This is a genomic window from Streptomyces minutiscleroticus, from assembly GCF_014650875.1.
Taxonomy (GTDB): domain Bacteria; phylum Actinomycetota; class Actinomycetes; order Streptomycetales; family Streptomycetaceae; genus Streptomyces; species Streptomyces minutiscleroticus.
The window spans coordinates 17,575-42,649 of the sequence record NZ_BMVU01000035.1 but is presented as its reverse complement, the minus strand read 5'-3'; the positions used below and the strand labels follow the sequence as shown (position 1 = coordinate 42,649).

The following is a 25,075-nucleotide window of genomic DNA, read 5'->3' as shown; positions in this document are numbered from 1 at the left end:
GTCGCGCCGCCGGCTCAGCCGAGGCCGCGGGAGTCCTGCTTCAGGGCCGTGTCGACGGTGAGGGCCGTCGCGACCACCAGGCTCAGCAGCGGCTCGGGCAGCTGGTAGTGGATCTGCAGGACGTAGTTGTCGGCCGTCGTGAACATCGTCTTGGCCAGGCCCTCCCAGGTCTTGGTGATCCGGGCGACCTCGTTGTCCGCGTGGTCGACGATCGCGAAGTTCCAGGCGCGCCAGTTCTCCGCCCTGATCTCGCCGACCTTCCGCCCGTCGGCGTTGATCGCGAAGTTGATCTTCCCGATCATGTTCTGCTGGACGATCTCGCCGACCGGCGTCCCGTCCGGCCGGGTCACGACCACCCGCGACTTGAATATCTTCGCCGGACGCGTCAGCAGCAGCTGCGGCTGCCCGTACGCGTCGCGGATCTCCAGCCGGTGCGTCAGGAACTGGTCGAGGCTGGAGACGAAGCGCAGGATCTTGCGCAGCGCGCTCTGGCCGACCTGGACGACCGCGCCGAGCTGGTTGCCCTGCTGGTCCATGACCTTGTACTCGTTGGTCAGCTCGATCAGCTTGGCCTTCTGGTTCACCACCAGGACCGGCTCGGTGAACAGGGTCCCGCCGCCGGCGGCGCCCCCGGCCACTCCGGCCTGCTGCTGCACCTGCCGCTGGACGCGCGGGTCCGGCGCGGCCGGCTGCTGCGGCAGCTGCTGCCCCTGCGGGGCGGCGCCCGGGGCCTGCTGCTCGGGGCTCGTGTTCTGCGTCCACTGGGCCCCGTCCCAGTAGCGCAGCGTCCGGGGCGCCCCGTGCGGATCCGGGTACCAGCCTGCGGGAGTGTTCGCTTGTGTCGTCACCGAGGCACACTATCCCGCCACCGGCGTTTTCCGGCCACGCTTTTCCGGACCGAGACCCTCGCACGTCCGGACCGAGATCCTCGCACGTCAGACGCGGTGCCGGGGTGAGAACCCCGCCGTACGCCGCCGCGTCGGCGCGTGCGGGCGCCCGCGCGGTCCCCGCGGGCGCCCGCCGCTCTCAGCGCCTCCCCGCCGCGCCGATCGCCGGGTCGCTCACGCCGGGCCGGCCGTTCTCCACGTGGCCCGCGAACCGGCGCAGGAAGGCGGGGTCCGCCTCGGAGGTGACGGTCAGGTCGTACCAGCGCCGGCTCGCGCCCAGGCCGACGGTGTGGCGGACGGTGGCACCCGCGCGCACCTTGAGGGTGCGCGGGCGGCCGCCGTAGCCGTCGGCGAGCCTGAGCCCCACCGTGCCGGAGCCCTTGTTGGTGAAGGTGAGCTCGATGTCGTCGCCCTTGTGCCGGGCGGTCACCTCGGGTCCTGCCGTCCGCCCCGGGCCCTTGAAGACGCGCAGGAAACCGTTCGGGCCGTGCACGGTCAGGTCGTACGAGCCCTCCGAGGACGCGGAGTCCCAGGTGTCCGAGATCCGCTTGCCCGCCTCGGTGGTGTAGAACCACGGGCCGTCGGCGCGGTTGCCGGAGGTGACGTGGAAGGCGGCGCCCGCCGTGGCCCCGGAGGCGAAGGTCAGCGTGAACGTCCCCGCCCCCGGGTCGGCCGCGCCGTCCACGGCGGGCGCGTACCGCAGCGGGCGGGCGGGGCGCACGCCGCGCTCCTGCCGGGGCAGCGCGGCGTCGGCCGGCGGCGTCGGCCGGTAGTCCGGGTGGCGGTCGCGGTCCTGCGGCTCGTACGCGTCGGTGTCGGGCAGCGCGGCCGGCCTGCTGTCCTTGCGGGAGAAGTCGAAGGCGCTGGTCAGGTCGCCGCAGACGGCCCGGCGCCAGGGCGAGATGTTCGGCTCGCGCACCCCGAAGCGGCGCTCCATGAACCGGACGACCGAGGTGTGGTCGAAGGTCTCGGAGCAGACGAACCCGCCCTTGCTCCACGGCGAGACGACCAGCATCGGCACGCGCGGGCCGAGGCCGTAGGGGCCGGCGACGCGGGAGCCGTCGCCGGGGAAGAGGTCGAGGGAGACGTCGACCGTGGACTTCCCCCGCTCGGCGGACGCCGGCGGCAGCGGCGGCACGACGTGGTCGAAGAAGCCGTCGTTCTCGTCGTAGGTGATGAACAGCGCCGTCTTCGACCAGACCTCCGGGTTGGCGGTGAGCGCGTCCAGGACCTGCGCGATGTACCAGGCGCCGTAGTTCGAGGGCCAGTTGGAGTGCTCGGAGAATGCCTCGGGGGCCGCGATCCAGGAGACCTGCGGCAGCCGGTCCGCCTCGACGTCCGCCCGCAGCCTGTCGAAGTAGCCGTCACCGTTCTTGACGTCCGTGCCCGTGCGGGCCTTGTCGTACAGCGGGTCGCCGGGGCGCGCGGTGCGGTACTTGTCGAAGTACAGCAGGGAGTTGTCGCCGTAGTTGCCGCGGTAGGCGTCGGGTATCCAGCCCCAGGAGCCGTCCGCGTCCAGGCCGTCGCCGACGTCCTGGTAGATCCTCCAGGAGATCCCGGCCTTCTCCAGGCGCTCGGGGTAGGTCGTCCAGTCGTAGCCGAGCTCGTCGTTGCCGAGGACCGGGCCGCCGCCCCTGCCGTCGTTGCCGGTGTGCCCGGACCACAGGTAGTAGCGGTTGGGGTCGGTGGAGCCGATGAACGAGCAGTGGTAGGCGTCGCAGACGGTGAACGCGTCGGCGAGCGCGTAGTGGAACGGGATGTCCTCGCGGGTCAGGTACGCCATCGTCGTGGTGCCCTTGGCGGGGACCCACCGGTCGTACTTTCCGCCGTTGTAGGCCTCCTGCCCGTCGGGCCAGCTGTGCGGCAGTCCCTCCAGGAACTGCATGCCGAGGTCGTCGGCCTCCGGGCGGAAGGGCAGCAGCTCCCCCTCGCCGTCGGGCTGGTGCCACACGGACCTGCCGTTCGGCAGGCTCACGGGGTGCGGGTCGCCGAAGCCGCGGACGCCGCGGAGCGCGCCGAAGTAGTGGTCGAAGGACCGGTTCTCCTGCATCAGGACGACGATGTGCTCGACGTCCTCGATCGTCCCGGTGCGGTGGTTGGCGGGCAGCGCCGCGGCCCGCTCGATGCTGCCCGACAGGGCGGTGAACGCGGTGGTGGCGCCCGCGAGCTGGAGGAAGCGGCGCCGGTTGACCTCGGTCATGGGTGGGGTGACCTCTTTGTCCTGTGTGGTGCGACGGATGGGACGCGTGCGGGAGGAATGGTCCAAGAGCAGCGAACGCCGGGGAAGGGCCCGTGGCGCCCGTGTGACGCCGGAGGGTCCGGGACGCGAACACCACCGGGCGACCGCCCGCGTGCCCGTGTCCCGCCCGGCGTCCGCCCGCGTGCCCGTGTTCTGCCCGGCGGCTTCCGCGTGCCCATGCCCTGCCCGACATCTGTGCGCGCCCGTGCCCTGTCCGGCGGCGCCCGCGTGCCCATGTCCTGCCCGGCGTCCGCGCGCGTGCCCGTGCTGCCCGGCGTCCGCGCGCGTGCCCGTGCTGCCCGGCGGCGGGCACGCGCGCCCGCCGGCGGGAGTCCGGCGCACGTCCGCGCCCTTCGGCGGCCTCCGCACCCGTGCGTCCGCGCCTCCTCCCCGGCCGCCCGGCGGGCCGTCCCCGCGCGGGCGCCGTCCCGTGCGGGCGCGTCCGGCCGGGCTTCCGTCAAGCGGAAGCCGTGTTGCGGCCGTGTGTCCCCCGTCACGACCGTGGTGGCACGCGGGGCGACGGGGCCCCGCCCTTCAGGGACGGGACCGCTCATGCCGCACATGACCGCCTTCGCCAGAAACCAGTGGTACGTCGCCGCGTACTCCCACGAAGTGGGACGGGAGCTGCTCGGCCGTACGGTCCTGGGAGAGCCGCTCGTCCTGTACCGCACCGAGGAGGACGGCCGGCCCGTCGCCCTCCACGACCGCTGCGTGCACCGCCGCTACCCGCTGTCCGCGAGCGGCCTCGACGGCGACCGGATCGTGTGCGGCTACCACGGCTTCACCTACGACACGACCGGCACCTGCGTGTACGTGCCGGGCCAGAAGCGCGTCCCGCGCACCGCGCGCGTCGCCTCCTACCCCGTCGCGGAGCTGGACTCCCTGGTGTGGGTGTGGATCGGCGACCCCGCCCTCGCCGACCCGGACACCGTGCCGCGGGCGCGGCACCTGGACTCCCCCGGCTGGGTCACCGTGCGCGGCATGGAGCCGATCGACTGCGACCACGGCCTCCTCGTCGACAACCTCCTCGACCTCTCGCACGAGACCTATCTGCACGGCGGCTTCATCGGCACCCCCGAGGTCGCCGAGACGCCGATCACCACCGAGGTCGACGAGGGCGCGGGCGTGGTGCGGGTGAGCCGGCACATGGATGACGCCGAGTGCCCGCCCTTCTACGCCCGTTCGACCGGCATCGAGGGCCGGATCACCCGCTGGCAGGACATCGAGTACCACGCTCCGTGCCTGTACCTGCTGCACAGCCGGATCGCCCCGGTCGGCGTGGTGCCCGGGGCGGACGGCGCCGACCCGCACGGCTTCCACACCGAGATCACGTACGCGATCACACCGTCCGCCGAGGGGAAGGTGTACGACTTCTGGGCCGTCTCGCGCGACTGGGCGACCGACGACGCGGAGGTCACCGAGTTCCTGCGCGCCAACAACCACACGGTGGTCATGCAGGACGTGACGGCGCTGAACCTGCTGCAGCGGGCGCTGGGCACCGAGCGCGCCGGCTACCAGGAGCTGAGCATCAACATCGACACCGGCGGTCTCGCGGCCCGCCGCATCCTCGCCCGGCTGGTGGAGGAGGGCGCCAAGCCCGCGGAAGAGGTCCGGTGAGCGCGCGCACCGGCGAGGTCTACCGCGTCGCCTGGCTCCCCGGCACCGACGTGCTGCACGGCACCTGCCACTGCGGGGCCGAGCACACCGCCGAGGACCCGGTCGCCATGTGGGAGTGGATGCTCGCCCACCCCGAGGGGCACCGCCCGCCCGGCGCGACGGCACGGGGGAACGGCTCATGACCCCGTACGAGGCCGAGCTCGTCGTCGGACGCCTCGCCCCGGCGGCCGACGGCGTCCTGGCCGTCGTCCTGCGGCACCCGGCGGGCGCGGCCCTGCCGGCCTGGGAGCCGGGCGCCCACGTCGACGTCGTCCTCGCGCCCGGCCTGGAGCGGCAGTACTCGCTGTGCGGCGACCCGGCCGACCGGAGCGCCTGGCGCCTGGCGGTGCTGCGCGAGCCGGACGGGCGCGGCGGCTCGGCGTACGTGCACACACGGCTCGCGGAGGGCGCGACGGTGCGGGTGCGCGGACCGCGCAACCACTTCGCCCTGCGGCCCGCACCGCGCTACCGCTTCGTCGCGGGCGGCATCGGCATCACCCCGATCCTGCCGATGCTGGCCGCGGCCGAGGCGGCGGGCGCCGACTGGACGCTGCTGTACGGCGGGCGCACCCGCGCGGGCATGGCGTTCCGTGAGGAGCTGGAGCGCTACGGGGACCGGGTGCGCCTCGCGCCCGAGGACGAGACCGGACCGCTGGACCTCGACACGGCCCTCGCCGCACCGGACGCGGACACGCTCGTCTACTGCTGCGGGCCCGGCCCGCTGCTGGACGCGGTCGGGGAGCGCTGCGCGGCGGCCTGGCCGGCGGGCGCCCTGCACACGGAGCGGTTCCGGCCCGCGGAGCCGGCGGCGGGCGGGAACGACGGCTTCGAGGTGGTGCTGGCGCGCTCCGGGCGCACCCTGGCCGTCGGCCCGGACGTCTCCGTGCTCGACGCGGTGCGCGCCGCCGGCGTCGAGGTGCTGTACTCCTGCGCCGAGGGCACGTGCGGCACCTGCGAGACCGACGTCGTCGAGGGCGTCCCCGACCACCGGGACTCGGTCCTCACCGAGGAGGAGCGCGAGGCCGGCGAGACCATGCTCATCTGCGTCTCCCGCTGCCGCGGGGAGCGGCTGGTGCTGGACCTGTGATCCCGGGGTCCGCTTCCGCGCGGACCTCGGCCCCCGGACCCCGGACCCCGCCCCCGGCGGCCGGGGCGGCGGGCCGCGCGGGGCCGGACCGCACTGCGATCACACTTTCCACGCCGTCAACTACCGTCGCACGCAAGGGCATTCACCCCGCGTCAGCACACCCTCTACGTTCCCGCTCAGCACACTCGTGCGGTCCGCGCACAGCCTGTCGGAGCACATCGGTCGGCCCACAGGGGGAGTCATGCGCCGTCGTCTGCTCATCGGCCTCACGGCCGGTTCCCTGCTGGCCGCGCTGACGGCCTGCGGCTCGTCCGACGAAGGCGGCGGCTCCGACGACGGCGGCGGAGCGGGCGGCACCACCACCGTCAAGGTGGGCATCATCCCCATCGTCGACGTGGCCCCCGTCTACCTCGGCCGGAAGAAGGGCTTCTACGAGAAGCGGGGCCTGAAGCTGTCGATGACGACCGCGCAGGGCGGCGCGGCGATCGTGCCGGGCGTGGTCAGCGGCCAGTTCCAGTTCGGCTTCTCGAACATGACCTCGCTGATGATCGCCCAGTCCAAGGACGTGCCCGTGCAGGCCGTCGTCAACGGCGCGGCCTCCTCGGGCGTGGCGGGCGAGGACTTCGGCGCGATCACCGTGAAGAAGGGCAGCCCGGTCGAGAGGCCGAGGGACCTGGAGGGCAGGAAGGTCGCCGTCAACACGCTCAAGAACATCAACGAGACCGCGGTGCGCGCCTCGGTGCGCAGGGACGGCGGCGACCCGGACGAGGTGGACTTCGTCGAGCTGGCCTTCGACCAGATGCCCGCCGCGCTGGACGGCGGGCGGGTCGACGCCGCGATGGTGGTCGAGCCCGCGCTCGCCACGGTCAAGAGCCAGGGCGGCCGCGAGATCGCCTCGGCCATGGTCGACGTCGCGGACAAGCTCACCGTCGCCATGTACTTCACCTCGCGGCAGTACGCGCAACGGCATCCGGACGTGGTGGAGAGGTTCCGGGAGGCGACCGCCGAGTCCCTCGCCTACGCCGACGCGCACCCCGACGAGGTGCGCGAGGTCGTCACCACGTACACGAAGATCCCCGCGCCGGTGCTGGCCGGGGTGACGCTGCCGAAGTGGCCGGCCGAGGCGAACCGTCCCTCCATCGAGGCGCTGCGCGACCTCGGCGAGCGCGACGGCCTCTTCGCGGACGAGCCCGACCTGGACGAGCTGCTGCCGTGAGGGGCGCGGGTGCCGCGCTCGGCGCGGCCGGGCTCGCGGCCTTCCTCGCCCTGGGCGAGGCGGTGCCGCGGCTCGGCCTCGTGAAGGAGGAGTACCTCCCGCCCACCAGCCGGATCGCGGGCGCGCTGGGCCGCGAGGCGGCGGACGGCGCCTTCTGGACGGCGCTCGGCGACACCCTGACCGGCTGGGCGCTGGGGCTGGCGCTCGCGGTCGGCGCGGGCGTCGCGGCCGGCGTGGTGATCTCGGTCGTGCCGTACCTGCGCGAGGCGACGGCCTCCACCGTCGAGTTCCTGCGGCCCATCCCGTCGGTGGCCCTGATCCCGCTCGCCGTGCTGCTGTACGGCACCGGACTGCGCTCGGTCCTGCTGCTGGTGGTGTACGCCTCCTTCTGGCAGGTGCTGGTCCAGGTCCTGTACGGGGCGCGGGACGTGGACCCCGTGGCGGAGGAGACGGCCCGCTCCTACGGGCTCGGCGCCTGGGCCCGGGTGCGCCACGTGCTGTGGCCGACGGCCCTGCCGTACGTCATGACGGGGGTGCGGCTGGCCGCCGCCGTGGCGCTGATCCTCGCCGTGACCGCCGAACTGGTCATCGGCGCCCCCGGCCTCGGCGCCCGTATCGCGGTCGCGCAGGCCTCGCAGGCCGTGCCGGAGATGTACGCGCTCGTCGTGGTCACCGGCCTGCTGGGGCTGCTGATCAACGTGGGCGCGCGGGCGGTGGAGCGGCGGGCGCTGTCCTGGCACCGGTCCGTGCGCGGGGAGGTGGCGGTGTGAGGGGCCTCGTCGTGCGGCTGTTCCTCGCCCTCGCCCTGCCCGCGCTGCTCGTCGCCGTCTGGTGGCTGGCCTCCGACGGCAGCACGAACGTGTACTGGCCGCCGCTGCGCACGGTCCTGGCGGCCTTCCCCGACGTGTGGACCGGCGAGCGGCTGCGCGGCGACGTGCTGCCCAGCGTGGTGCGCCTTGCGGGCGGCTACGCGGCGGCGGCCGTCGCGGGCGTGGCGCTCGGCACGGTGATCGGCACCCACCGGCGGGTGCGGGCGGTGTGCGAGCCGGTCCTGGAGTTCCTGCGGGCGGTGCCGCCGCCGGTGCTGGTGCCGGTCGTCATGCTGTTCGCGGGCATCGGCGACGCCATGAAGGTCGCCGTGATCGCGAGCGGCTGCGTCTGGCCGGTGCTGCTCAACACCGTGGAGGGCGTGCGCGCGCTCGACGCGGTGGCGGCGGAGACGGCCCGCTCGTACGGGATCACGGGCGCGGCCCGGCTGCGCCACCTCGTGCTGCCCTCGGCGGCCCCGCAGATCTTCGCGGGCCTGCGCCAGGCCCTGTCCGTCGGCATCGTCCTGATGGTCATCAGCGAGATGTTCGCGGCGAGCAACGGCCTCGGCTTCACGATCGTGCAGTTCCAGCGCGGCTTCGCGATCCCCGACATGTGGACCGGCATCCTGCTGCTCGGTCTGCTCGGCTTCGTGCTCTCCGTCGTCTTCCGGCTTCTGGAGCGGAGGGCGCTGGGCTGGTACCACGGCCTGCGCGCCTCCTCCCGGCGGTCGCCGTGAGCCTCGTGGAAGGGCGGTCCGTGGACCCGCTGCTCACCGTGTCCGGCCTGCGCAAGGTGTACGAGGGGGCGGGGCGCCGCGTGGAGGCGGTGCGCGACCTCTCCTTCACCGTCGGCGCGGGCGAGTTCGTCTGTCTCGTCGGCCCGTCGGGATGCGGCAAGACCACGCTGCTGAAGTGCGTGGGCGGGCTGCTGCGGCCCACGGCGGGCGAGGTCCGGCTGGGCGGCGGGCCCGTCACCGCTCCCCCGCCCGGCATGGCGGTGGTCTTCCAGGAGTACGGCCGCAGCCTCTTCCCGTGGATGCGGGTCGGCCGGAACGTCGAGCTGCCGCTGAGGCAGAAGGGGCTGGGCGGGGAGCGGCGCCGGGAGCTGGTCGCGGACGCGCTGGGGTCGGTGGGCCTGGCCGACGCGGCGGACGCCTACCCGTGGCAGCTGTCGGGCGGCATGCAGCAGCGGGTGGCGATCGCCCGCGCGCTCGCCTACGAGCCGGACGTGCTGCTGATGGACGAGCCGTTCGCGGCGGTCGACGCCCAGACGCGGGCCGACCTGGAGGACCTGGTGCGCGGGCTGTGGCGGGAGCGCGGCGTCACGGTCCTGTTCGTCACCCACGACATCGACGAGGCCGTCTACCTGGGGCAGCGGGTGATCGTCCTGTCCTCGTCGCCCACCGTCGTGCAGGAGGAGCTGGCCGTCGACCTGCCCGTGGAGCGGGACCAGCTGCACACCCGCGTCGCCCCGCGCTTCGCCGAACTGCGGACCCGTGTGTACGAGCAGGTCCAGGCGGCGAAGCGCGGGGCGGCACCGGTGGAGGACGCCGGCGCGAGGACGTACCCGCCCCGCTGAGCCGGGCGGCCGGACCTGCCGGGACGGGGACGGAAACGGAGACGGGAGCGGGACAGGGGCGCCGTCAGGCGGTCACGATCTCCGGCTTGAGCGGCAGCAGCGCCTCGGCGATCGTGCCGATCGTCGGCTCGTCCACGCCGGCCTGGGCGAGCGAGGCGGCCAGGTGCTCCACGACCCGGCCGAAGGCGGCGTCCGTGATCGCCAGGTGCTCGTGGGCCTTGCGCATGGAGCGCCCCGAGTAGGGGCGGGTGGCGCCGAGGGCCTGTCCGATGAAGCGCCGCTGGTGCTGCTTGAGGCGGTCGAGGTCGACTCCCGCGAAGTACGGTGCCAGGTCCGGGTCGCTGAGCACCTTGTCGTAGAAGACGTCCACGACGGCGGCCACGGCGGGCTCTCCGCCGAGCTGCTCGAAGAGGCTCGTGGTGCTGGTCGCGGCCGGTGTGCCGGAGGTGGTGTCGGTCATGCGGCCAGCGTCGCGCCGGCTTCTTGCCCGGGAGTCAGGGCGGGGTTACCGGCCTGTCAGAACCTCCTCCGGCGCGGTCGTGCCGCGTGAGGAGCCTTCCGTAACCGGCTCCTCACGCGGCGCACGAGCGACGGAAACACCCGGTCCTCCGGTCCGTCGCTCGTCCCTCAGTCCGTCAGGTAGACCTCCACCTCGCTGAACTGGGCCGCCGGCCAGCCGGTGTTGGCACTCACCTGGAGCCGCAGGTGGCGCAGGTTCGTGCCGCCCGGCAGGGCGACGGTGGCCGTGTTGCCGGTGGCCGGGTCGAAGCGGTAGCCCCTGGAGGCGACCACCGTCGACCAGGCCGAGCCGTCCGTGCTGCCCTGCACGGACAGCGTCTGGGTGCGGGCCTGCCAGGCGGCCTGCGGCGGCAGTTTCAGCACCAGACGGCGCACGGCCTGCGGCGAGCCGAGGTCCACGGTCAGGGACTGCGGGAAGGCGTTGTTCGTGGACTCCCAGTAGGTGTCCGCGTCGCCGTCGACCGCCTTGCCGGGCGTGTAGACGTCGGCGGAGCCGGTGGCGGTGGCCGGGCGGCCCTTGGCGAGGTTGCGGTCCGGGTCGGGCCCGGGGTCGCCCCGGCCGGGCTGCGGCCAGGTGGAGCAGTCGGACCAGGTGCTGTCCCAGCCGGAGTTGCCGCCGCCGTCGGTGAGCGCGAACGTGCCCGACCCGGCGGGGTAGGGGCAGTTGTAGACCCCGGCCGCGCCGACCCCGGTGGCCCGGACGTTCCGGAAGGTGGCGGCGCCGGGGGTCTCGGCCTGCACGACGACCGTGCCGGTGTTCCCGACCGTCGCGCCGCTGACGGTGACGTTCCTGGCCGCGAACCCGCGCCCGCTGCCCGAGACGAACTCGAAGGCGCTGTACGGGCTGTCGGTGATCGTGGTGTCGGTGATGTCCACCGTCGCCCCGATCGCGCTGTCGTAGGAGTCGACGCGCAGCGCGCCCATGGGGTGCTGCCAGTTGGGGTTCATCGCGCCGGTGCGCACCAGGGTGTTGCCGGAGACCGTGATGGTGCCGGCGAGCGGGAAGAACGGGTCCATGAACTTCTGGTTGGAGATCGCGATGCCGCTGCCGAGGGCGTTGGTGTCGGCGATCAGGTTGTTCTTCACCTGGATGTCGGTGCCGCCGTAGATCGCGATGCCGTTGGCGAGGTTCGGCTGCGAGATGGTGTTGTTCTCGAAGCTGCTGTCGGTGTCCGGCGAGTACAGCGACCACATGGCGAGCGCGTCGTCGCCGGTGTTGCGCAGGAAGTTGTCGCGGACGCGCACGTTTTTGGCCGTGCCGTTGAGGTTGAGGCCGTCGGCGGTCATGTCGAGGACGCGGTTGCGTTCGACGACGAGGTTGTCGTTGTTCCCGGTGAGCCACAGGCCGACCTTGAGGTGCTGCAGCCACATGCCGGAGACGGTGGAGTCCGGCCCCAGGGAGCCGTTGACGAAGTTGTCCGGGCTGGAGTCGACGCGCTCGGTGACCTCGCCGATCACGGCGAAGTCCTTGAGGTGGACGTCGCCGGAGCCGCTGCTCTGGTCGATGAAGCGGGAGCCGCGCACGACCGAGTGCCAGTTGCCGGCGCCCTGGATCGTGACGTCCTGGACCCCGTTGAGGGACGACGTCAGGCGGTACTCCCCCGGCGGGATCCACACCGTTCCGCCCCGGGCGGCGGCGATCGCATCCCGGAACGCCTGGGTGGAGTCGCCCTGCCCGCTCGGGTCGGCGCCCCGGTCGGTGACGGAGACGGACCCCGCGGGCCTGCTCGCGGCCGCGGCCACCTGCTCGAAGTCGGCCACGTCCACGGTGACCTGGGTGCCGGTCGCCTCCAGGGCCACCTTGTCGCCGGCCTGCACGTTCTGCCCGAGCAGCAGCCGCGCGTCGTCGAAGAGGTGGTGGGTCTTCGACCCCGCTATCCAAGGGGTGTCGACGTAGGAGTACTTGGAGGTGACGGGGATCGTCCGGGACAGCTTCCGGCCGTTGACGTACACGGAGAGGGTGCCGGTCTGGCCGTCGGGGACGCTGTAGACGGTGTTCAGGGCGTTGGCGGCGCGGGGCGCGGTGAACTCGACGCGCTGTCCGGCGGTCAGCCGTACCGCCTGCCGCCCGGACGCCTCCGAGGCGAGGGTGCCCTGGGTGTGGTCCGGGCCGATCCTCGTGCCCGTCGTGGTGGCGGACTCGGCCTCCACGGAGGTGAAGGGGAGGTCGGCGCCCGCGGCGGCGGCCGCCTCGGGAGCCGCGGCGGCGGGGGGCGCGGTGACGGCGGGCGTCCCGGCGGCGAGCGCGGCGGCGACCGCGGCCGCCGTCACCGCCGATCGTGACATGCTCCTGACAGGTCTGGTGCCGGTGCGGTGCGGATACCGATGGCTGTGCATGTGCCGGTCCCTTCGTGGTGGGGGTTGGGAGAACGGAACGTGCAGGCGGGGGGTGGGGCGGGTCAGGCGCGCAGCCAGACCGCCGTGTCGCGCGGCAGCCGCCCTCGGGGGCCGAGCGGGCCGCTGGAGAGCAGGAGCGCGCGGTGGGCGGGGAGGTCCGCGGGGGCGGAGCCCAGGTTCACGACGCACAGCAGGCCGTCGGCGCGGGCGAACGCCAGGACCTCCTCCGGCGCCTCCAGCCAGCGCAGCGGGCCGTCCCCGAAGCCGGGCTCGGCCCGGCGCAGGCGCAGGGCCTCCCGGTACAGGCTCAGCATGGAGCGGGGGTCGCGGTCCTGGCGGTCGGCCGCGTACGCGGGCCAGTCCGCGGGCTGCGGCAGCCACGGCCGCTCGCGCGAGCCGAACCCGGCGTGGGGGGCGTCGGCCGTCCACGGCAGCGGCACCCGGCAGCCGTCGCGTCCCGGGTCGCGGCCGCCGGAGCGGAAGTGCATCGGGTCCTGGATGTGCTCCCGGGGCACCTCCGCCTCGGGCAGGCCCAGCTCCTCGCCCTGGTAGAGGTAGACCGAGCCGGGCAGGGCGAGCGTGAGCAGGGCGGCGGCGCGCGCCCGGCGGGTGCCGAGGGCCAGGTCGGTGGGGGTGCCGAACTCCTTCGTGGCGAAGTCGAAGCCGGTGTCCGCGCGGCCGTAGCGGGTGACCGTGCGGGTCACGTCGTGGTTGCACAGCACCCAGGTGGCGGGCGCGCCGACCGGCGCGTGCTCGGCGAGCGTCTCGTCGACGGCCGCGCGCAGCCGGCCCGCCTCCCACGGGCAGGACAGGAAGGCGAAGTTGAAGGCGGTGTGCAGCTCGTCGGGGCGCAGGTAGCGGGCGAAGCGCTCGGAGTCGGGCAGCCACACCTCGCCGACGAAGACGCCTCCGTACTCATCGGCCACCCGCCGCCAGGAGCGGTAGACGTCGTGCAGCTCGTCGCGGTCCACGTACGGGTGCGGGTCGCGGCCCTCCACGAAGTCCGGCAGGCGCGGGTCCTTGGCCAGCAGCGCCGCCGAGTCGATGCGCACGCCCGCCACGCCCCGCTCGAACCAGAACCGCAGCACGTCCTCGTGCTCCTGCCGGACGGCCGGGTGCGCCCAGTCGAGGTCGGGCTGCTCCGGCGCGAACAGGTGCAGGTACCAGTCGCCGTCGGGCAGCCGCGTCCAGGCGGGACCGCCGAACTGCGAGCGCCAGTCGTTGGGCGGCAGCCCGCCGTCCTTCCCGCGGCCGGGCCTGAAGTGGAACAGCTCGCGCTCGGGGCTGCCGGGCCCGGCGGCGAGCGCGGCCCGGAACCAGGCGTGCCGGTCGGAGACGTGGTTGGGGACGATGTCGACGAGGGTGCGGATGCCCAGCTCGCGGGCCTCGGCGATGAGCTTCTCGGCCTCGGCGAGGGTGCCGAAGGAGGGGTCGACGGTCCGGTAGTCGGCCACGTCGTAGCCGCCGTCCGCCAGCGGCGAGAGGTACCAGGGGGTGAACCACAGGGCGTCGACGCCGAGCTTCGCGAGGTACGGCAGCCGGGCGCGCACGCCCGCCAGGTCCCCGGTGCCGTCGCCGTCGCCGTCCGCGAAGCTGCGGACGTACACCTGGTAGATGACGGCGGAGCGCCACCACCCGTCCCGGCCGGCGCCGGGGGCCGCGGGGCGGACGGGGTCGGACTCGCGTGCCACGTGGGTGCCTTTCACTGGGGTCACTCGGGGCCTTTCGCTCGTGAGGGGTGACGGGTGCGGTCGTCCCGGGGCCGCGGCTCAGCCCTTGGTGCCGCCCGCGCCGACCCCCGCGATGATGTGCCGCTGGAAGACCAGGAACAGCGCGACCATCGGGATGCTCGCGATCACCATGGCGGCGACGAGCACCGTCAGCGGGATGTTCTGCGACAGCTGGACCAGGGCCACGCTGATCGGCTGCTCGTCGGTGTCGGAGAAGACCATCAGCGGCCACAGGAAGTCCTGCCAGACGGCGACCAGGGCGAAGATCGACACCACTCCGAGGACCGGCCGGGACAGGGGCAGGACGATCGACCACAGCACGCGCACCCGTCCGGCGCCGTCGATCTCGGCGGCCTCCAGGACGTCGCGCGGCATGCGGTCGAAGAAGCGCTTGAGCAGGTAGAGGTTGAAGGCGTTGGCGACGGCGGGCAGCCAGATGCCGAGCGGGTCGTTGAGCAGGCTGGTGTGGATCAGCGGCAGGTCGGCGACGGTCAGGTACTTGGGGACGACCAGGGCCTGCGCCGGGACCATCAGGGTGGCGAGGATGCCGCCGAGGACCACCTTGCCGAAGGCGGGCCGCAGCCTGGACAGGGCGTACGCGGCGGCCGTGCAGAGGACGAGCTGGAGCAGCCAGGCGCCCGCGGCCTGCACGACCGTGTTCCACAGGTGGGTCGGCAGCCGCATCAGCTCCCACGCGTCGGCGTACCCGCCGAGGTGCCACTGCTCGGGGACCAGGGTGGGGGGCGTGCGCGTCACCTCGTCCGGCGACTTCATCGCGCCCGTCGCCATCCAGTACACGGGGAAGAGGAAGGCGAGCGCGAAGAGCAGGACGACGCCGGTGAAGACGGTCCAGTAGACGGCCCTGCCGCGCGGGCGGGCGAGGGCGGCCGGCGAGACGAGGGTGCGGGGGGCGGTCACGCGTCGTCCTCTCCGGAGCGGGTCAGCCGCAGGTACACCGCCGAGAAGGCGCCGAGCAGGAGCAGCAGCATGACGCTGAGCGCGCAGGCCCCGCCGAAGTCGTTGTAGAGGAAGGCGTACTTGTAGATCAGGTAGAGCACGGTGACGGTGGCGTTCTCGGGGCCGCCGCCGGTGATGACGAACGGCTCGGTGAAGACCTGCATCGTCGCGATGATCTGCAGCAGCATCAGCATGAGGATCACGAACCGGGTCTGCGGGACCGTGACGTGCCGGATGCGCTGCAGGAGGCCGGCGCCGTCCAGTTCGGCGGCCTCGTACAGCTCGCCGGGGATGCCCTGGAGCGCGGCCAGGTAGACGAGCACGGTGCCGCCCATGTTGGCCCAGGTCGCCACGATCACCAGGGAGATCAGCGCGGTGTCGGCGCCGTTGGACCAGGTGGAGGTGGGCAGGTGCGCAAAGCGCAGCGCCTCGTTGGCCAGGCCCGCGCCCGGGTCGTAGAACCACTTCCACAGCAGGGCGCTGACCACCGGCGGGATCATCACGGGCAGGTAGACCACGACCCGGAAGAAGGCCTTGGCGTGCCGGAGCTCGTTCAGGACGAGGGCGAGGAGGAAGGGGACGGCGAAGCCGACGAGCAGGGCGAGCGCGGTGAAGGCGAGCGTGTTGCGCCAGGCGGCGGCGAACTCCGGGTCGTGCAGGACGCGGGTGAAGTTGGCGGTGCCGGCCCACTCGCCGCCCGAGCCGGGCGTGTACTCCTGGAAGGCGATCACGACGGCGCGGATCGCCGGGTACCAGGAGAACAGCGCGAAGCAGAGCAGGCCGCCGAGCAGGAAGGCGTAGGCGTGCGCCTGGTCGGCGAGGCGGCGGCGCCAGGGGTGTGCCGTGCGGCGTACGGGCGGGCGCGGCTTCCCCTTTGGCACGCGCGGGGCGGCCGGGGGGAGCAGGGAGGGCCGGGAGGCGGTCGTCATGGGCGGGTCAGCCCCGGGCCAGGATGCCGTCGATCTTGCCGGAGGCGTCCTTCAGGAGCCGGTCGACGTCGGCGTCCTCCTGGGTGAGGACCGCGGAGACGACGCCGTCGAGGACGGAGTAGATCTGCTGGGCCCGCGGCGGCTCGATCTTCATCTCCAGGTCCTGGTTGCCGTCGAGGAAGGCCCGGTAGTTCTCCACCGGGACGTTGGCGTCGGCCTTCTTCGCCTTCTGGTCGGCGGCGTCGGCGGCGCCGGTGAACAGGCGGGGCTCGGGCAGGCCGACGGGCGCGTCGTTCTTCCTGGCGCGGGCGTAGTCGCCGAGGAAGCCGTCGCCGGGCGTGAGGAACATGTGGTCGAGCCACTTCAGGCCGGCCCGGATCTGCTCGGGCGACGCCTTCTTGCTGAACATGTAGCCGTCGCCGCCGATGAGCGTGCCCTTGCCGCCGGGCATCGGGGCGAGGGCGAGGTCCTTGTAGTTCCCGCCCTTCTCCTTGACCAGGATCGGGATGTTGTCGGGGGCGGCGAGGTACATGCCGAGCCTGCCCGAGCCCATCATCTGCTGGACGTCGTTGATGACGAGCAGCTGCTTGCTGCCCATCGAGTCGTCCGTCCAGCGCATGGCCCTGAGGTTCTCCAGGACCGCGCGCCCCTCGGGGGTGTCGATCGTGGCCTTCTTTCCGTCGGCGCTCACCACGTCGCCGCCCTGGGAGTACAGCTCGGCGGTGAAGTGCCAGCCGCCCTGGTTCTGGGCGCTGTAGTCGGCGTAGCCCACGGTGCCGTCGCCGAGCGCCGCGATCCCCTTCGCGGCCGCGCGCACCTCCTCCCAGGTGGCCGGCGGCTCGTCGGGGTCGAGGCCCGCCTTCTCGAAGAGGGCGCGGTTGTAGATCAGGCCCATGGAGTAGCCGGTGCGCGGGACGCCGTAGACCTTCCCGTCGACGGTGTAGATGTCGCGCAGCTGCCGCTGGAGGGTGCCGTAGCTCTTGAGTTCCTTGACGTACGGGGTGATGTCGGCGGCCTGCCCGACGTCGACGACGTGCCGGGCGTCGGTGAAGTACGTGTAGAACACGTCCTCCATCTGGCCGCCGGCGAGCTTGGCGTCGAAGGTCTTGGGATCCTGGCAGGGGAAGGCGTCGTGCGGGACGACGTCGATGTCCGGGTTCCGCCTCTCGAACTCCTTCACGTCGGCCTCGAAGAAGGAGCGGTCGACCTCGGCGCTCCTGGGCGGCATGCAGTTGACCGTGATGCGGGTCCTGCCGTCCGCGGCGTCGTCGCCGCCGTCCGGCCCGCAGGCGGTGGCGGTCGCGGCGACGAGGACGAGGGCCGAGGTCAGGAGCGCGGTGCTGGTACGGCGGCGGAACCCGGTGCTTCTCATGGGCGGACCCCTTCGGGCAGGCGCGTGGAAGGCCCACGGCGGCACACCGGGCGGTGCGGCGCCGTGTCTGGCGCCGCACACTCAAGCACTGTCAATATCTGACCGCAAGATGTCGCGCGAACTCTGTAATTATTCGACAGGCGGATGATTCTCTGTGCCCGCCGTTCGGCCGTCAGGCGCGGGGGGCCTGCGCGGTCGAGCCGCGCACCACGAGCTCCGGCTCGAACAGGAGCTCCTCGGCCGGTACGGACTGGCCGCCGATCTGCGCGTTCAGCATCTCCACGGCGGCGCGCCCCATGGCCTCGATGGGCTGGCGGACGGTGGTCAGCGGGGGCTCGGTGCAGTTCATGAACGCCGAGTCGTCGTACCCCACGACCGACACCTGCGCGGGCACGGCGAGCCCCTTGCGGCGCGCGGCCCGTACGGCGCCCAGCGCGAGCGGGTCGCTGGCGCACAGGAAGCCGGTGACGCCGCGGTCCAGGAGCCGGGAGGCGGCGGCCTGGCCCCCCTCCAGGGAGAACATCGCCCGTGCGACGTGCTCCTCGGGCAGCTCGGCGCCGCTCGCGGCGGCCAGCGCGCGGGCGGCGGCGAGCTTGCGGTGGGAGGGGACGTGGTCGCCGGGGCCCAGGACGAGGCCGATGCGCTCGTGACCGAGGGAGGCGAGGTGGCGCCAGCCCTGCTCGACCGCGACGGTGTCGTCGCAGGAGACGCCCGGGAAGCCGAGGTGTTCTATGGCCGCGTTGACCAGCACGACCGGGATGTTGCGCGCGGCGAGCCGCCGGTAGTGCTCGTGCGGGGCGTCGGCCTGGGCGTACAGGCCGCCGGCGAACACCACCCCGGACACCTGCTGCTGGAGGAGCAGGTCCACGTAGTCGGCCTCGGAGACGCCGCCCTTGGTCTGCGTGCACAGCACGGGGGTGAGTCCGAGCTGGGCCAGCGCGCCGCCGATGACCTCGGCGAACGCCGGGAAGATCGGGTTCTGCAGCTCGGGCAGGACCAGGCCGACGAGCCGGGCGCGCTCGCCGCGCAGCTGTGTGGGCCGCTCGTAGCCGAGGACGTCGAGCGCGGAGAGCACCGCCTGCCGGGTGGCCTCCGAGACCCCGGGCTTGCCGTTGAGCACCCGGCTGACCGTGGCCTCGCTGACTCCGACCTTCCGGGCCACCTGAGCAAGTCGTCGCGTCATGCGCGCAAGAATAGCGCAAGCTTTGCAAACGGCTTGCGTACCGTGCGTTGAAGGGGCGGCTCCCGGGGAGCCGCCCCTTCAACGCACGCGCCCGCGTCCGGGGCGTCGCCCCGGTGCCGGATCAGACCCGGCTCGACGCCGCCGTGTCCGCGGACAGCCGCTGGGCGATGTAGATGGGGATCACGGACAGCAGGACCAGGACGGCCGCCAGCACGTTGACGACGGGCGCCTGCTGCGGCCTGGTCATGTTGTTGAAGATCCAGATGGGCAGGGTCTCGACGCCCGGACCGGCCGTGAAGGTGGTCACCACGATCTCGTCGAAGGAGAGCGCGAAGGCGAGCAGCGCGCCCGCCAGCAGCGAGGAGCGCACCATCGGGAAGGTGACGTCCACGAACGCCCGGAAGGTGTGCGCGCCCAGGTCCATCGCCGCCTCCTCGTAACTGCCGGAGGTGCGGCGCAGCCGGGCCACGACGTTGTTGAAGACCACGACGATGCAGAAGGTGGCGTGGCCGACGACCACGGTGAACATGCCGAGGCCGATCCCGAGCGGCTCCAGGACCGTGCTGAACGCGGAGTTGAGCGCGATGCCGGTGACGATGCCGGGCAGCGCGATCGGCAGCACGACCACGAAGGAGACGGTGTCGCGGCCGAAGAAGCGGTGCCGCGCCACGGCGAACGCGATCAGGGTGCCGAGCACCACGGCGACGGCGGTGGCGCCGAGGCCGGCCTTGACCGACACCCACAGCGCCGACCGGGCGCCGGCGTTGTCCCAGGCCACCGACCACCAGTGCAGGGTCAGGCCGTCGGGCGGCCAGCTCGCGCTGCGGTCGGTGCTGAAGGAGTTGAGCAGGACGAGCGCCAGCGGGACGTAGACGACCGCGAAGCCCAGGCAGGCGGCGACGCGCAGCGCGACACGCGCGGGACGGGAGAGGTGCATGGCGGAGGTCTCCCCGGACTAGAGGCTGCTGAGGGCGCCGGTGCGGCGCATCGCGAGCAGGTACACCACGATGACCACGACGGGCACGGTGCCGAGCGCGGCGGCCATCGGCAGGTTCAGCTCGATGTTGGAGTACACGAGGTTGCCGATGAGCTGGGTCTTGCCGCCCACGATCTGCACGGTGATGTAGTCGCCGAGGCTGAGCGAGAAGGTGAACACCGAGCCCGCCGCCACGGAGGGCAGCACCACCGGGAGCACCACCGAGCGCAGGGTCCGCCCGGGCCGCGCGCCCAGGTCGGCGGAGGCGTCGAGCAGGTTGTCGGGCAGCTGCTCCAGCGCCGTGTGGATCGGCAGGATCATGTACGGCAGCCACAGGTACGTCAGGGTGACGACCGCGGCGGTGAGCCCGTAGCCGGGGCCGTCGAGCCCGAGGGGCGCCAGCAGCCAGTCGGCGAGGCCGCCCTCGGAGAGGATCAGCCGCCACGCGTACACCTTGACCAGGTAGCTGGCCCACAGCGGGGTGAGGATCGCGACCACGAGGAGCGGGCGCCACCGGGGCCGGGCGACCCGGGCCGTGTAGAAGGCGATCGGGAGGGCGATCACGGCGCACAGCGCGGTGACCGCGAGCGCCACGCCGATGCTGCGCCAGATCACCTGCCGGAAGACCGGCGTGGTGAACAGCGCCTCGAAGTTGTCCGTCGACCAGACCTTGACGACCTCGGAGGTGAAGGAGTTCGTGGTCCAGAAGGCGGAGACGAACAGCACGGCCAGCGAGCCCAGGTAGAGCACGGCCAGCCACAGCAGGGGCGCGGTCAGGAGCAGGGACAGCCGCAGCCGCGGGCGGCGGTGCAGGGCCCCGGCGAGCCGCCGGACGCGGGAGCGTCCGGCGGTCCGCACGGTGTGCGACGGCGTCATCGGGCCGGTCAGCCCTTGATCTCGGTCCAGGCCTGGACCCACTTGGCGTAGGGCACGCACTTGGTGTCGGTGCGGCCGTCGAGGCACTGCTCGATCGGCGTGTTCCAGAACGCGGTGTTCTTCCAGTAGTCCTCGTCGGCCGCGTGGTAGGTCTCGCACCAGTCCTTGACGCTGGTCAGGTCACACGCCTTGGAGTTGGCCGGCGCCTCGCCGAAGTACTCGGCGACCTGGGCGTTGGCCTTGGGGGAGATGATCCAGTCCATCCACTTGTAGGCGCAGTTGGGGTGCTTGGCCTTGGCGGACAGCATCCAGGTGTCGGACCAGCCGGTGGAGCCCTCCTTGGGGACGACCGCCTCGACCTTCGCGCCCTCGTCCTCCGCCAGGTTGGCGATGACCTGCCAGGTGGTGCCGACCACGGAGTCGCCGCTCTTGAAGGCGGAGACCTCCTTGAGGTAGTCGCCCCAGTACTCGCCGACGTTCTCGTTCTGCTTCTTCAGCAGGTCCACGGCCGCGTCGAACTGCTTCTGGTCGAGCGCGTACGGGTTCTCGATCTTCAGGTCGGGCCGGGTCGCCTTGAGGTAGAGGGCCGCGTCGGCGATGTAGATCGGGGAGTCGTACGCGGTGACCTTGCCCTTGTACTTCGAGGCGCCGTCGAAGACCACGGACCAGGAGTCCGGGGCGGGCTTGACCTTCTCGGTGTTGTACATGAGCAGGTTGGCGCCGCGGCCGTGCGGGATGCCGTACGCGGTGCCGTCGACGGAGTTCCACTCCTGGTTCTTCAGGCCGCCGAAGACGTCCTTGTAGTTGGGCACCAGGTCGGTGTTGACCGGGGCGGCGTCGCCGGAGGCTATGAGGCGCAGGGAGGCGTCGCCGGAGGCGGAGACCGCGTCGTACTGGCCGGTCTTCATCAGCTTGACCATCTCGTCGGAGCTGGCCGCCACCTTGGAGTTGACCTGGCAGCCGGTCTCCTTCTCGAAGTCGCTGACCCAGTCCACCTTCGGGTCGTTGGAGCCGTCCTCGACGTAGCCGGCCCAGTTGATGAGGTTGACCTGGCCCTCGGTCCTGCCGAGCTTCGACTGGGCCTTGAGGTCCGGCGGGTTGAGCCCGGACTGCGCGGACGGGGAGCCGCCCTCGTCGTCGGACGAGCCGCAGGCGGTGACCAGCAGCAGGGCGCCGACGGCGACGGCGGCCTTGACTGACCTGTTGAGACGCACGGAGATCTCCAGGGGGCTGGGAAGGGGGGATGGGCGGGGCGCCGGCGGCGGTCGCCGCCCGCGGCCCGGGGTGCTGCGGGTGGTTCAGACGGCGTCCGGCACCCGGAAGGTGTGCCGCTGCTGCCACTGGAGCCTGACGCGGGCGCCGCGCAGTGCGGCGACGTCCTCGGAGGAGGTCTCCAGGTTCTGCTGGAGGGCGGTGAGGCGCCCTCCGGCGTCGAGGTCGACCAGGAAACGGGTGGCGTCCCCCAGGTAGACGACCTCGGCCACGGTGCCGTCGGCGGTGATGCGGTCCGGCTCCGCGGCGGGGGTGACCGCGGCGCCGCCGGTGAGCACGTGGATCTTCTCCGGCCGGACGCTGTAGACGCCGGGGCGGCCGACGATCCGCTGCGCGGCCTCGTGGGTGAGGAGGTTGGAGGTGCCGACGAAGCCCGCGACGAACGGGGTCGCCGGCTTCTCGTAGACCTCGGCCGGGGTGCCGACCTGCTCGATGCGGCCCTCGTTGAAGACCGCTATGCGGTCGCTCATCGTCAGCGCCTCCTCCTGGTCGTGGGTGACGAAGACGAAGGTGATGCCGACCTCGCGCTGGATCGCCTTCAGCTCGACCTGCATCTGCTCGCGCAGCTTGAGGTCGAGGGCGCCGAGGGGTTCGTCGAGCAGGAGCAGGCGGGGGCGGCCGACGAGGGCGCGGGCGAGGGCGACGCGCTGGCGCTGGCCGCCGGAGAGCTGCGCGGGCCGGCGGTCGGCGAACTTCTCCAGGCGGACGCCGGCCAGCGCCTCGCGGGCCCGGGCGCGGCGCTGTGCCCGGGGCACCTTGCGGATCTTGAGTCCGTAGGCGACGTTCTGCTCGACGGTCATGTGCGGGAAGAGCGCGTAGTCCTGGAACACGGTGTGGACGTCCCGCTCGAAGGGGGCGAGGCCGGTGACCTCCTGCCCGGCCAGCTCGATGCGGCCCGCGGTGGGGGTCTCGAAACCGGCGATCATCCGCAGGACCGTCGTCTTGCCCGAGCCGGACGGGCCGAGCATCGAGAAGAACTCCCCGTCGCCGATCTCCAGGTCGACCCCGGACACGGCGGTCGTCTCACCGAACGACTTCCGCAGGCCCTGGAGCCGGACCGCTGGTGCCTCCATGGGCGGGAACCTTTCTGACGCTCTCGAACGTTGAATGAAAAGATATGAAGTCATAGTTCAAAGCTCAAGTCCCCCTTAAGGTAAAGGTTGAGTCAACGCACAAGGTGGTGGCCGTGAAGCAAGGCATGGGCGGAGCGCGGAGGGCGGTCTTCACCCCGGTGGACAACCGCGCCCGGGTGGAGGCCGTCGTCCGCAGGCTGGGCGACGCCATCGAGCTGGGACTGCTCGCCGACGGGGAGCAGCTGCCCGGCGAGAGCGAGCTGGCGGGCCAGCTCGGCGTGTCCACCGTGACCCTGCGGGAGGCGCTCATGGCCCTGCGTCAGCAGGGCCTGGTCATCACCCGCAGAGGGCGTGGCGGGGGCAGTTTCGTCTCCCTCCCCGAACTTCCCGGCACGGAGCGCCTCCAGGCCCGGCTCGCCGGCTGGAGCACCGAGGAGCTGCGGGACCTGGGCGATCACTGGGCGGCCGTCTCGGGTGCGGCCGCGCGGCTCGCGGCCCAGCGTACGGAGCCGGAGGATCTGCTTCAACTTCGGCGTACGCTCGACGAGTTGGCGCACGCGGACGACGCGGCGGCACGCAGCCGGATGTACGGCAGGTTCCACGTGGAGCTGGCGGCCGCGGCCCAGTCCGCGCGGCTCACCCGCGAGCAGGTGGGCCTGCAGACGGAGATCGGCGCCCTGCTGTGCCTCGTGCTCGCACAGGACGCATACCGTGAAGAAGTCGCCGAGCGTCACCGCTCCGTGATCTCGGCGGTGCAGGATGGGGCCTCCGACTCGGCCAGGGAGCTGGCCGAGCGGTGCGTGCAGGAGTCCACGGCGCGGCTCATCGCCCTGCGCCTCGCACTGCCGGGCACGGCATCCGGTCCCCGTCCGCTGGAGGGCACCCATGAGGAGCAGCTCCGGCCCCGTCGGCACGGCGACTCTCGACGCGACCCCTGAGACGGGTGTCGCGGCCGGGGTCCGCTGCGTCCTCGAGGCCGTCTTCGACGCCGTCGCGCAGACCCGCGCGGACGCGACGGCCCTGCTGTCGCGCGTCACCGCCGGGGGCCGCCGCCCCGTCTCGGCCGACCTGGCCGCCCTGAGGCCCGGCCTCCATCTGCGCCTGGCCCGCTGCCCGCTGGTGTCCGGGGCGGGGTTCGTGGCGCGGCCCGGCCTGCTGGACGACGTCCCGGCGTGGCTGGAGTGGTGGCAGTCGGACTCCGCGGGCGAGGTGCAGCCGCTGCTGCTCGACCTGGACCCGCAGCGGTCGGCCTACTCGGACTACACGCACTGGGAGTGGTTCGCGCTGCCCCGCGACACCGGTGAGCGGACGGTCGCCGGACCGTACGTGGACTACCTCTGCTCCGACGAGTACAGCCTGACCCTGTCCGCCCCGGTCACCGTCGCCGGGCGCTTCGCGGGGGTCGCCGCCGCCGACGTCTACCTGCGCCACTTCGAGGCCGCCGTGCTCCCGCTCCTGCAGCGCCTGCCGGGACCGGCGTACCTGGTCAACGCCCGGGGCCGGGTCACGGCCTCCACCGACCCGGGGCACCTCGCGGGCTCCCTCGCCAAGGAGCCCCGCCCCGCGGCGTCCCTGGCGCGCCGGCGGCCGGTCAGCGAGGCCGGGCGGCGTCTCGTGCCGTGCGACGGCCTCCCGCTCGTCCTGGTCGTCGCGGAGCCTTGAGAACCGGAGGAGCCCGGAGGCTTCGGGAGCGGCTCACGCCTCCACGGCGGGCACCACGCTGAGGTGGCCCGCCGTGCGGCGTCTGCGGCGCAGCGGGCGCGGCCGGCGGGGCTCGCGCAGCACCAGCGTCAGGCGGGTGTAGCCGAGGTTCTGCAGGGCCTTGGGCGTCTCGTTGACGATCCGGCAGTCCGTGCGCCCCCAGCGGGGGTCGGGGTGCAGCAGCGGGCGCACCGCGCCGTCGTGCTCCACGGCGTCCGGGCCGACCGCGCGGATCCAGTGCGGCAGCCCGTGCCGGAACGCGGCGTGCATGATCGGGTCCTGGGCGACGTCGCGCACGATGGACTGCAGGCCGCCGTCCTGGCCGTGCCGCTCCACGGCGTCCGCGAGGTGCGCCAGCATCGGCAGGCACCAGCTCGACTCGTGCTCGTCGAGGACCGTGCCGGCGTCCGGGTGGAAGAGGACGAACCGCAGGAAGTTGTCGCCGGGCATGGCGGTCGGGTGCGGGCCGACCCCCCGGAAAAGTGACCGGAACGCGCCGTTGGCCAGGACGACGTCCCAGCGGTGGTCGAGGACGACGGACGGGAAGGCGACGGCCTCCAGGAGCGCGGCGTAGTCCTCCAGATAGGCCCGCGTCTCGGGGCTCTCGGGGACGGGGCGCTGCCGGGGGCGCTGCCCTCCTGCCTGATGTGCCATCGGGAGGTCACCCCTCTTGCCTG

Annotated in this window: 23 protein-coding genes; 9 read left to right on the top strand and 14 right to left on the bottom strand. The window is 72.9% G+C overall.

The window, feature by feature from the left end; genetic code table 11:
- Nucleotides 1-14: 14 nt before the first annotated feature.
- Both IE271_RS27770 and IE271_RS27765 read right to left on the bottom strand, forming a co-directional pair.
- A complete protein-coding gene (locus IE271_RS27770) occupies nt 15-848 on the bottom strand; it encodes an LURP-one-related family protein (RefSeq protein ID WP_190193190.1) in 834 nt (277 codons plus the stop codon).
- Nucleotides 849-1,026: 178 nt separating this feature from the next.
- Nucleotides 1,027-3,087 carry a phosphocholine-specific phospholipase C gene (locus IE271_RS27765; RefSeq protein WP_190193189.1) on the bottom strand — a complete coding sequence of 687 codons (2,061 nt, stop codon included), beginning with the start codon at nt 3,085-3,087 and terminating at the stop codon, nt 1,027-1,029.
- 591 nt (nt 3,088-3,678) lie between these two features.
- Here IE271_RS27765 and IE271_RS27760 point away from each other — a divergent pair.
- The 7 genes from IE271_RS27760 to IE271_RS27730 all read left to right on the top strand — a co-directional run bounded on the left by IE271_RS27760 (nt 3,679) and on the right by IE271_RS27730 (nt 9,473).
- Nucleotides 3,679-4,743 (top strand): Rieske 2Fe-2S domain-containing protein, encoded by a 1,065-nt coding sequence (locus IE271_RS27760; protein ID WP_190193188.1) that lies wholly within the window; start codon nt 3,679-3,681, stop codon nt 4,741-4,743.
- The gene (locus IE271_RS27755) at nt 4,740-4,925 is read left to right on the top strand and encodes a hypothetical protein (protein ID WP_190193187.1); all 186 of its coding nucleotides are present in this window, start codon (nt 4,740-4,742) and stop codon (nt 4,923-4,925) included. Before IE271_RS27760 ends, IE271_RS27755 begins: the two co-directional genes overlap by 4 nt.
- The gene (locus IE271_RS27750) at nt 4,922-5,869 is read left to right on the top strand and encodes a PDR/VanB family oxidoreductase (RefSeq protein WP_190193186.1); all 948 of its coding nucleotides are present in this window, start codon (nt 4,922-4,924) and stop codon (nt 5,867-5,869) included. The genes IE271_RS27755 and IE271_RS27750 overlap by 4 nt, the downstream gene beginning before the upstream one ends.
- Nucleotides 5,870-6,110: 241 nt before the next feature.
- Nucleotides 6,111-7,085, top strand: coding sequence for an ABC transporter substrate-binding protein (locus IE271_RS27745; RefSeq protein ID WP_190193185.1), 975 nt, complete (start codon nt 6,111-6,113; stop codon nt 7,083-7,085).
- Nucleotides 7,082-7,855: an ABC transporter permease gene (locus tag IE271_RS27740; RefSeq protein ID WP_190193184.1), complete on the top strand. Its 774-nt coding sequence runs from the start codon at nt 7,082-7,084 to the stop codon at nt 7,853-7,855. Before IE271_RS27745 ends, IE271_RS27740 begins: the two co-directional genes overlap by 4 nt.
- Nucleotides 7,852-8,631 carry an ABC transporter permease gene (locus IE271_RS27735; RefSeq protein WP_190193183.1) on the top strand — a complete coding sequence of 260 codons (780 nt, stop codon included), beginning with the start codon at nt 7,852-7,854 and terminating at the stop codon, nt 8,629-8,631. Before IE271_RS27740 ends, IE271_RS27735 begins: the two co-directional genes overlap by 4 nt.
- A gap of 20 nt (nt 8,632-8,651) precedes the next feature.
- Nucleotides 8,652-9,473: an ABC transporter ATP-binding protein gene (locus tag IE271_RS27730; RefSeq protein WP_190193232.1), complete on the top strand. Its 822-nt coding sequence runs from the start codon at nt 8,652-8,654 to the stop codon at nt 9,471-9,473.
- Nucleotides 9,474-9,537: 64 nt separating this feature from the next.
- Here IE271_RS27730 and IE271_RS27725 read toward each other — a convergent pair whose 3' ends face one another.
- The 11 genes from IE271_RS27725 to IE271_RS27675 all read right to left on the bottom strand — a co-directional run bounded on the left by IE271_RS27725 (nt 9,538) and on the right by IE271_RS27675 (nt 22,697).
- Entirely contained in the window at nt 9,538-9,933 is a 396-nt protein-coding gene (locus IE271_RS27725) for a group I truncated hemoglobin (protein WP_190193182.1), read from the bottom strand.
- A gap of 167 nt (nt 9,934-10,100) precedes the next feature.
- Nucleotides 10,101-12,278, bottom strand: coding sequence for a discoidin domain-containing protein (locus IE271_RS27720; protein WP_190193181.1), 2,178 nt, complete (start codon nt 12,276-12,278; stop codon nt 10,101-10,103).
- Nucleotides 12,279-12,391: 113 nt separating this feature from the next.
- Entirely contained in the window at nt 12,392-14,020 is a 1,629-nt protein-coding gene (locus IE271_RS27715; protein ID WP_190193180.1) for a glycoside hydrolase family 13 protein, read from the bottom strand.
- Nucleotides 14,021-14,098: 78 nt separating this feature from the next.
- A complete protein-coding gene (locus IE271_RS27710) occupies nt 14,099-14,977 on the bottom strand; it encodes a carbohydrate ABC transporter permease (protein WP_190193179.1) in 879 nt (292 codons plus the stop codon).
- Entirely contained in the window at nt 14,974-15,945 is a 972-nt protein-coding gene (locus IE271_RS27705; RefSeq protein WP_229919596.1) for a carbohydrate ABC transporter permease, read from the bottom strand. Before IE271_RS27705 ends, IE271_RS27710 begins: the two co-directional genes overlap by 4 nt.
- Nucleotides 15,946-15,952: 7 nt before the next feature.
- A complete protein-coding gene (locus IE271_RS27700; protein ID WP_190193178.1) occupies nt 15,953-17,317 on the bottom strand; it encodes an ABC transporter substrate-binding protein in 1,365 nt (454 codons plus the stop codon).
- A gap of 172 nt (nt 17,318-17,489) precedes the next feature.
- On the bottom strand, nt 17,490-18,500 hold the full coding sequence (locus IE271_RS27695) for a LacI family DNA-binding transcriptional regulator (protein WP_190193177.1): 1,011 nt from the start codon (nt 18,498-18,500) through the stop codon (nt 17,490-17,492).
- A gap of 121 nt (nt 18,501-18,621) precedes the next feature.
- Nucleotides 18,622-19,437, bottom strand: a complete 816-nt coding sequence (locus IE271_RS27690; protein ID WP_190193176.1) for an ABC transporter permease — start codon at nt 19,435-19,437, stop codon at nt 18,622-18,624.
- 18 nt (nt 19,438-19,455) lie between these two features.
- Nucleotides 19,456-20,352 carry an ABC transporter permease gene (locus IE271_RS27685; RefSeq protein ID WP_190193175.1) on the bottom strand — a complete coding sequence of 299 codons (897 nt, stop codon included), beginning with the start codon at nt 20,350-20,352 and terminating at the stop codon, nt 19,456-19,458.
- An 8-nt stretch (nt 20,353-20,360) separates the two neighbouring features.
- Entirely contained in the window at nt 20,361-21,566 is a 1,206-nt protein-coding gene (locus IE271_RS27680; protein ID WP_190193174.1) for an ABC transporter substrate-binding protein, read from the bottom strand.
- Between the two features lie 84 nt (nt 21,567-21,650).
- A complete protein-coding gene (locus IE271_RS27675; RefSeq protein ID WP_190193173.1) occupies nt 21,651-22,697 on the bottom strand; it encodes an ABC transporter ATP-binding protein in 1,047 nt (348 codons plus the stop codon).
- A 125-nt stretch (nt 22,698-22,822) separates the two neighbouring features.
- Here IE271_RS27675 and IE271_RS27670 point away from each other — a divergent pair, with 125 nt between their 5' ends.
- Both IE271_RS27670 and IE271_RS27665 read left to right on the top strand, forming a co-directional pair.
- On the top strand, nt 22,823-23,635 hold the full coding sequence (locus IE271_RS27670; protein WP_190193230.1) for a FadR/GntR family transcriptional regulator: 813 nt from the start codon (nt 22,823-22,825) through the stop codon (nt 23,633-23,635).
- Nucleotides 23,583-24,359 carry a PDC sensor domain-containing protein gene (locus tag IE271_RS27665; RefSeq protein ID WP_190193172.1) on the top strand — a complete coding sequence of 259 codons (777 nt, stop codon included), beginning with the start codon at nt 23,583-23,585 and terminating at the stop codon, nt 24,357-24,359. The genes IE271_RS27670 and IE271_RS27665 overlap by 53 nt, the downstream gene beginning before the upstream one ends.
- A gap of 33 nt (nt 24,360-24,392) precedes the next feature.
- On the opposite strand, the gene IE271_RS27660 is transcribed toward IE271_RS27665, so the two are convergent.
- Nucleotides 24,393-25,052: an MmyB family transcriptional regulator gene (locus tag IE271_RS27660; RefSeq protein WP_190193171.1), complete on the bottom strand. Its 660-nt coding sequence runs from the start codon at nt 25,050-25,052 to the stop codon at nt 24,393-24,395.
- Nucleotides 25,053-25,075: the final 23 nt, after the last annotated feature.

What these genes read in the sequence shown, in the direction of transcription:
- IE271_RS27765 (WP_190193189.1), bottom strand. Translation starts at nt 3,087, where the DNA reads ATGACCGAGGTCAACCGGCGCCGCTTCCTCCAGCTCGCGGGCGCCACC.
- IE271_RS27760 (WP_190193188.1), top strand. Translation starts at nt 3,679, where the DNA reads ATGCCGCACATGACCGCCTTCGCCAGAAACCAGTGGTACGTCGCCGCG.
- IE271_RS27750 (WP_190193186.1), top strand. Translation starts at nt 4,922, where the DNA reads ATGACCCCGTACGAGGCCGAGCTCGTCGTCGGACGCCTCGCCCCGGCG.
- IE271_RS27745 (WP_190193185.1), top strand. Translation starts at nt 6,111, where the DNA reads ATGCGCCGTCGTCTGCTCATCGGCCTCACGGCCGGTTCCCTGCTGGCC.
- IE271_RS27725 (WP_190193182.1), bottom strand. Translation starts at nt 9,933, where the DNA reads ATGACCGACACCACCTCCGGCACACCGGCCGCGACCAGCACCACGAGC.
- IE271_RS27720 (WP_190193181.1), bottom strand. Translation starts at nt 12,278, where the DNA reads ATGTCACGATCGGCGGTGACGGCGGCCGCGGTCGCCGCCGCGCTCGCC.
- IE271_RS27705 (WP_229919596.1), bottom strand. Translation starts at nt 15,945, where the DNA reads ATGACGACCGCCTCCCGGCCCTCCCTGCTCCCCCCGGCCGCCCCGCGC.
- IE271_RS27700 (WP_190193178.1), bottom strand. Translation starts at nt 17,317, where the DNA reads ATGAGAAGCACCGGGTTCCGCCGCCGTACCAGCACCGCGCTCCTGACC.
- IE271_RS27695 (WP_190193177.1), bottom strand. Translation starts at nt 18,500, where the DNA reads ATGACGCGACGACTTGCTCAGGTGGCCCGGAAGGTCGGAGTCAGCGAG.
- IE271_RS27690 (WP_190193176.1), bottom strand. Translation starts at nt 19,437, where the DNA reads ATGCACCTCTCCCGTCCCGCGCGTGTCGCGCTGCGCGTCGCCGCCTGC.
- IE271_RS27685 (WP_190193175.1), bottom strand. Translation starts at nt 20,352, where the DNA reads ATGACGCCGTCGCACACCGTGCGGACCGCCGGACGCTCCCGCGTCCGG.
- IE271_RS27675 (WP_190193173.1), bottom strand. Translation starts at nt 22,697, where the DNA reads ATGGAGGCACCAGCGGTCCGGCTCCAGGGCCTGCGGAAGTCGTTCGGT.
- IE271_RS27670 (WP_190193230.1), top strand. Translation starts at nt 22,823, where the DNA reads ATGGGCGGAGCGCGGAGGGCGGTCTTCACCCCGGTGGACAACCGCGCC.
- IE271_RS27665 (WP_190193172.1), top strand. Translation starts at nt 23,583, where the DNA reads ATGAGGAGCAGCTCCGGCCCCGTCGGCACGGCGACTCTCGACGCGACC.
- IE271_RS27660 (WP_190193171.1), bottom strand. Translation starts at nt 25,052, where the DNA reads ATGGCACATCAGGCAGGAGGGCAGCGCCCCCGGCAGCGCCCCGTCCCC.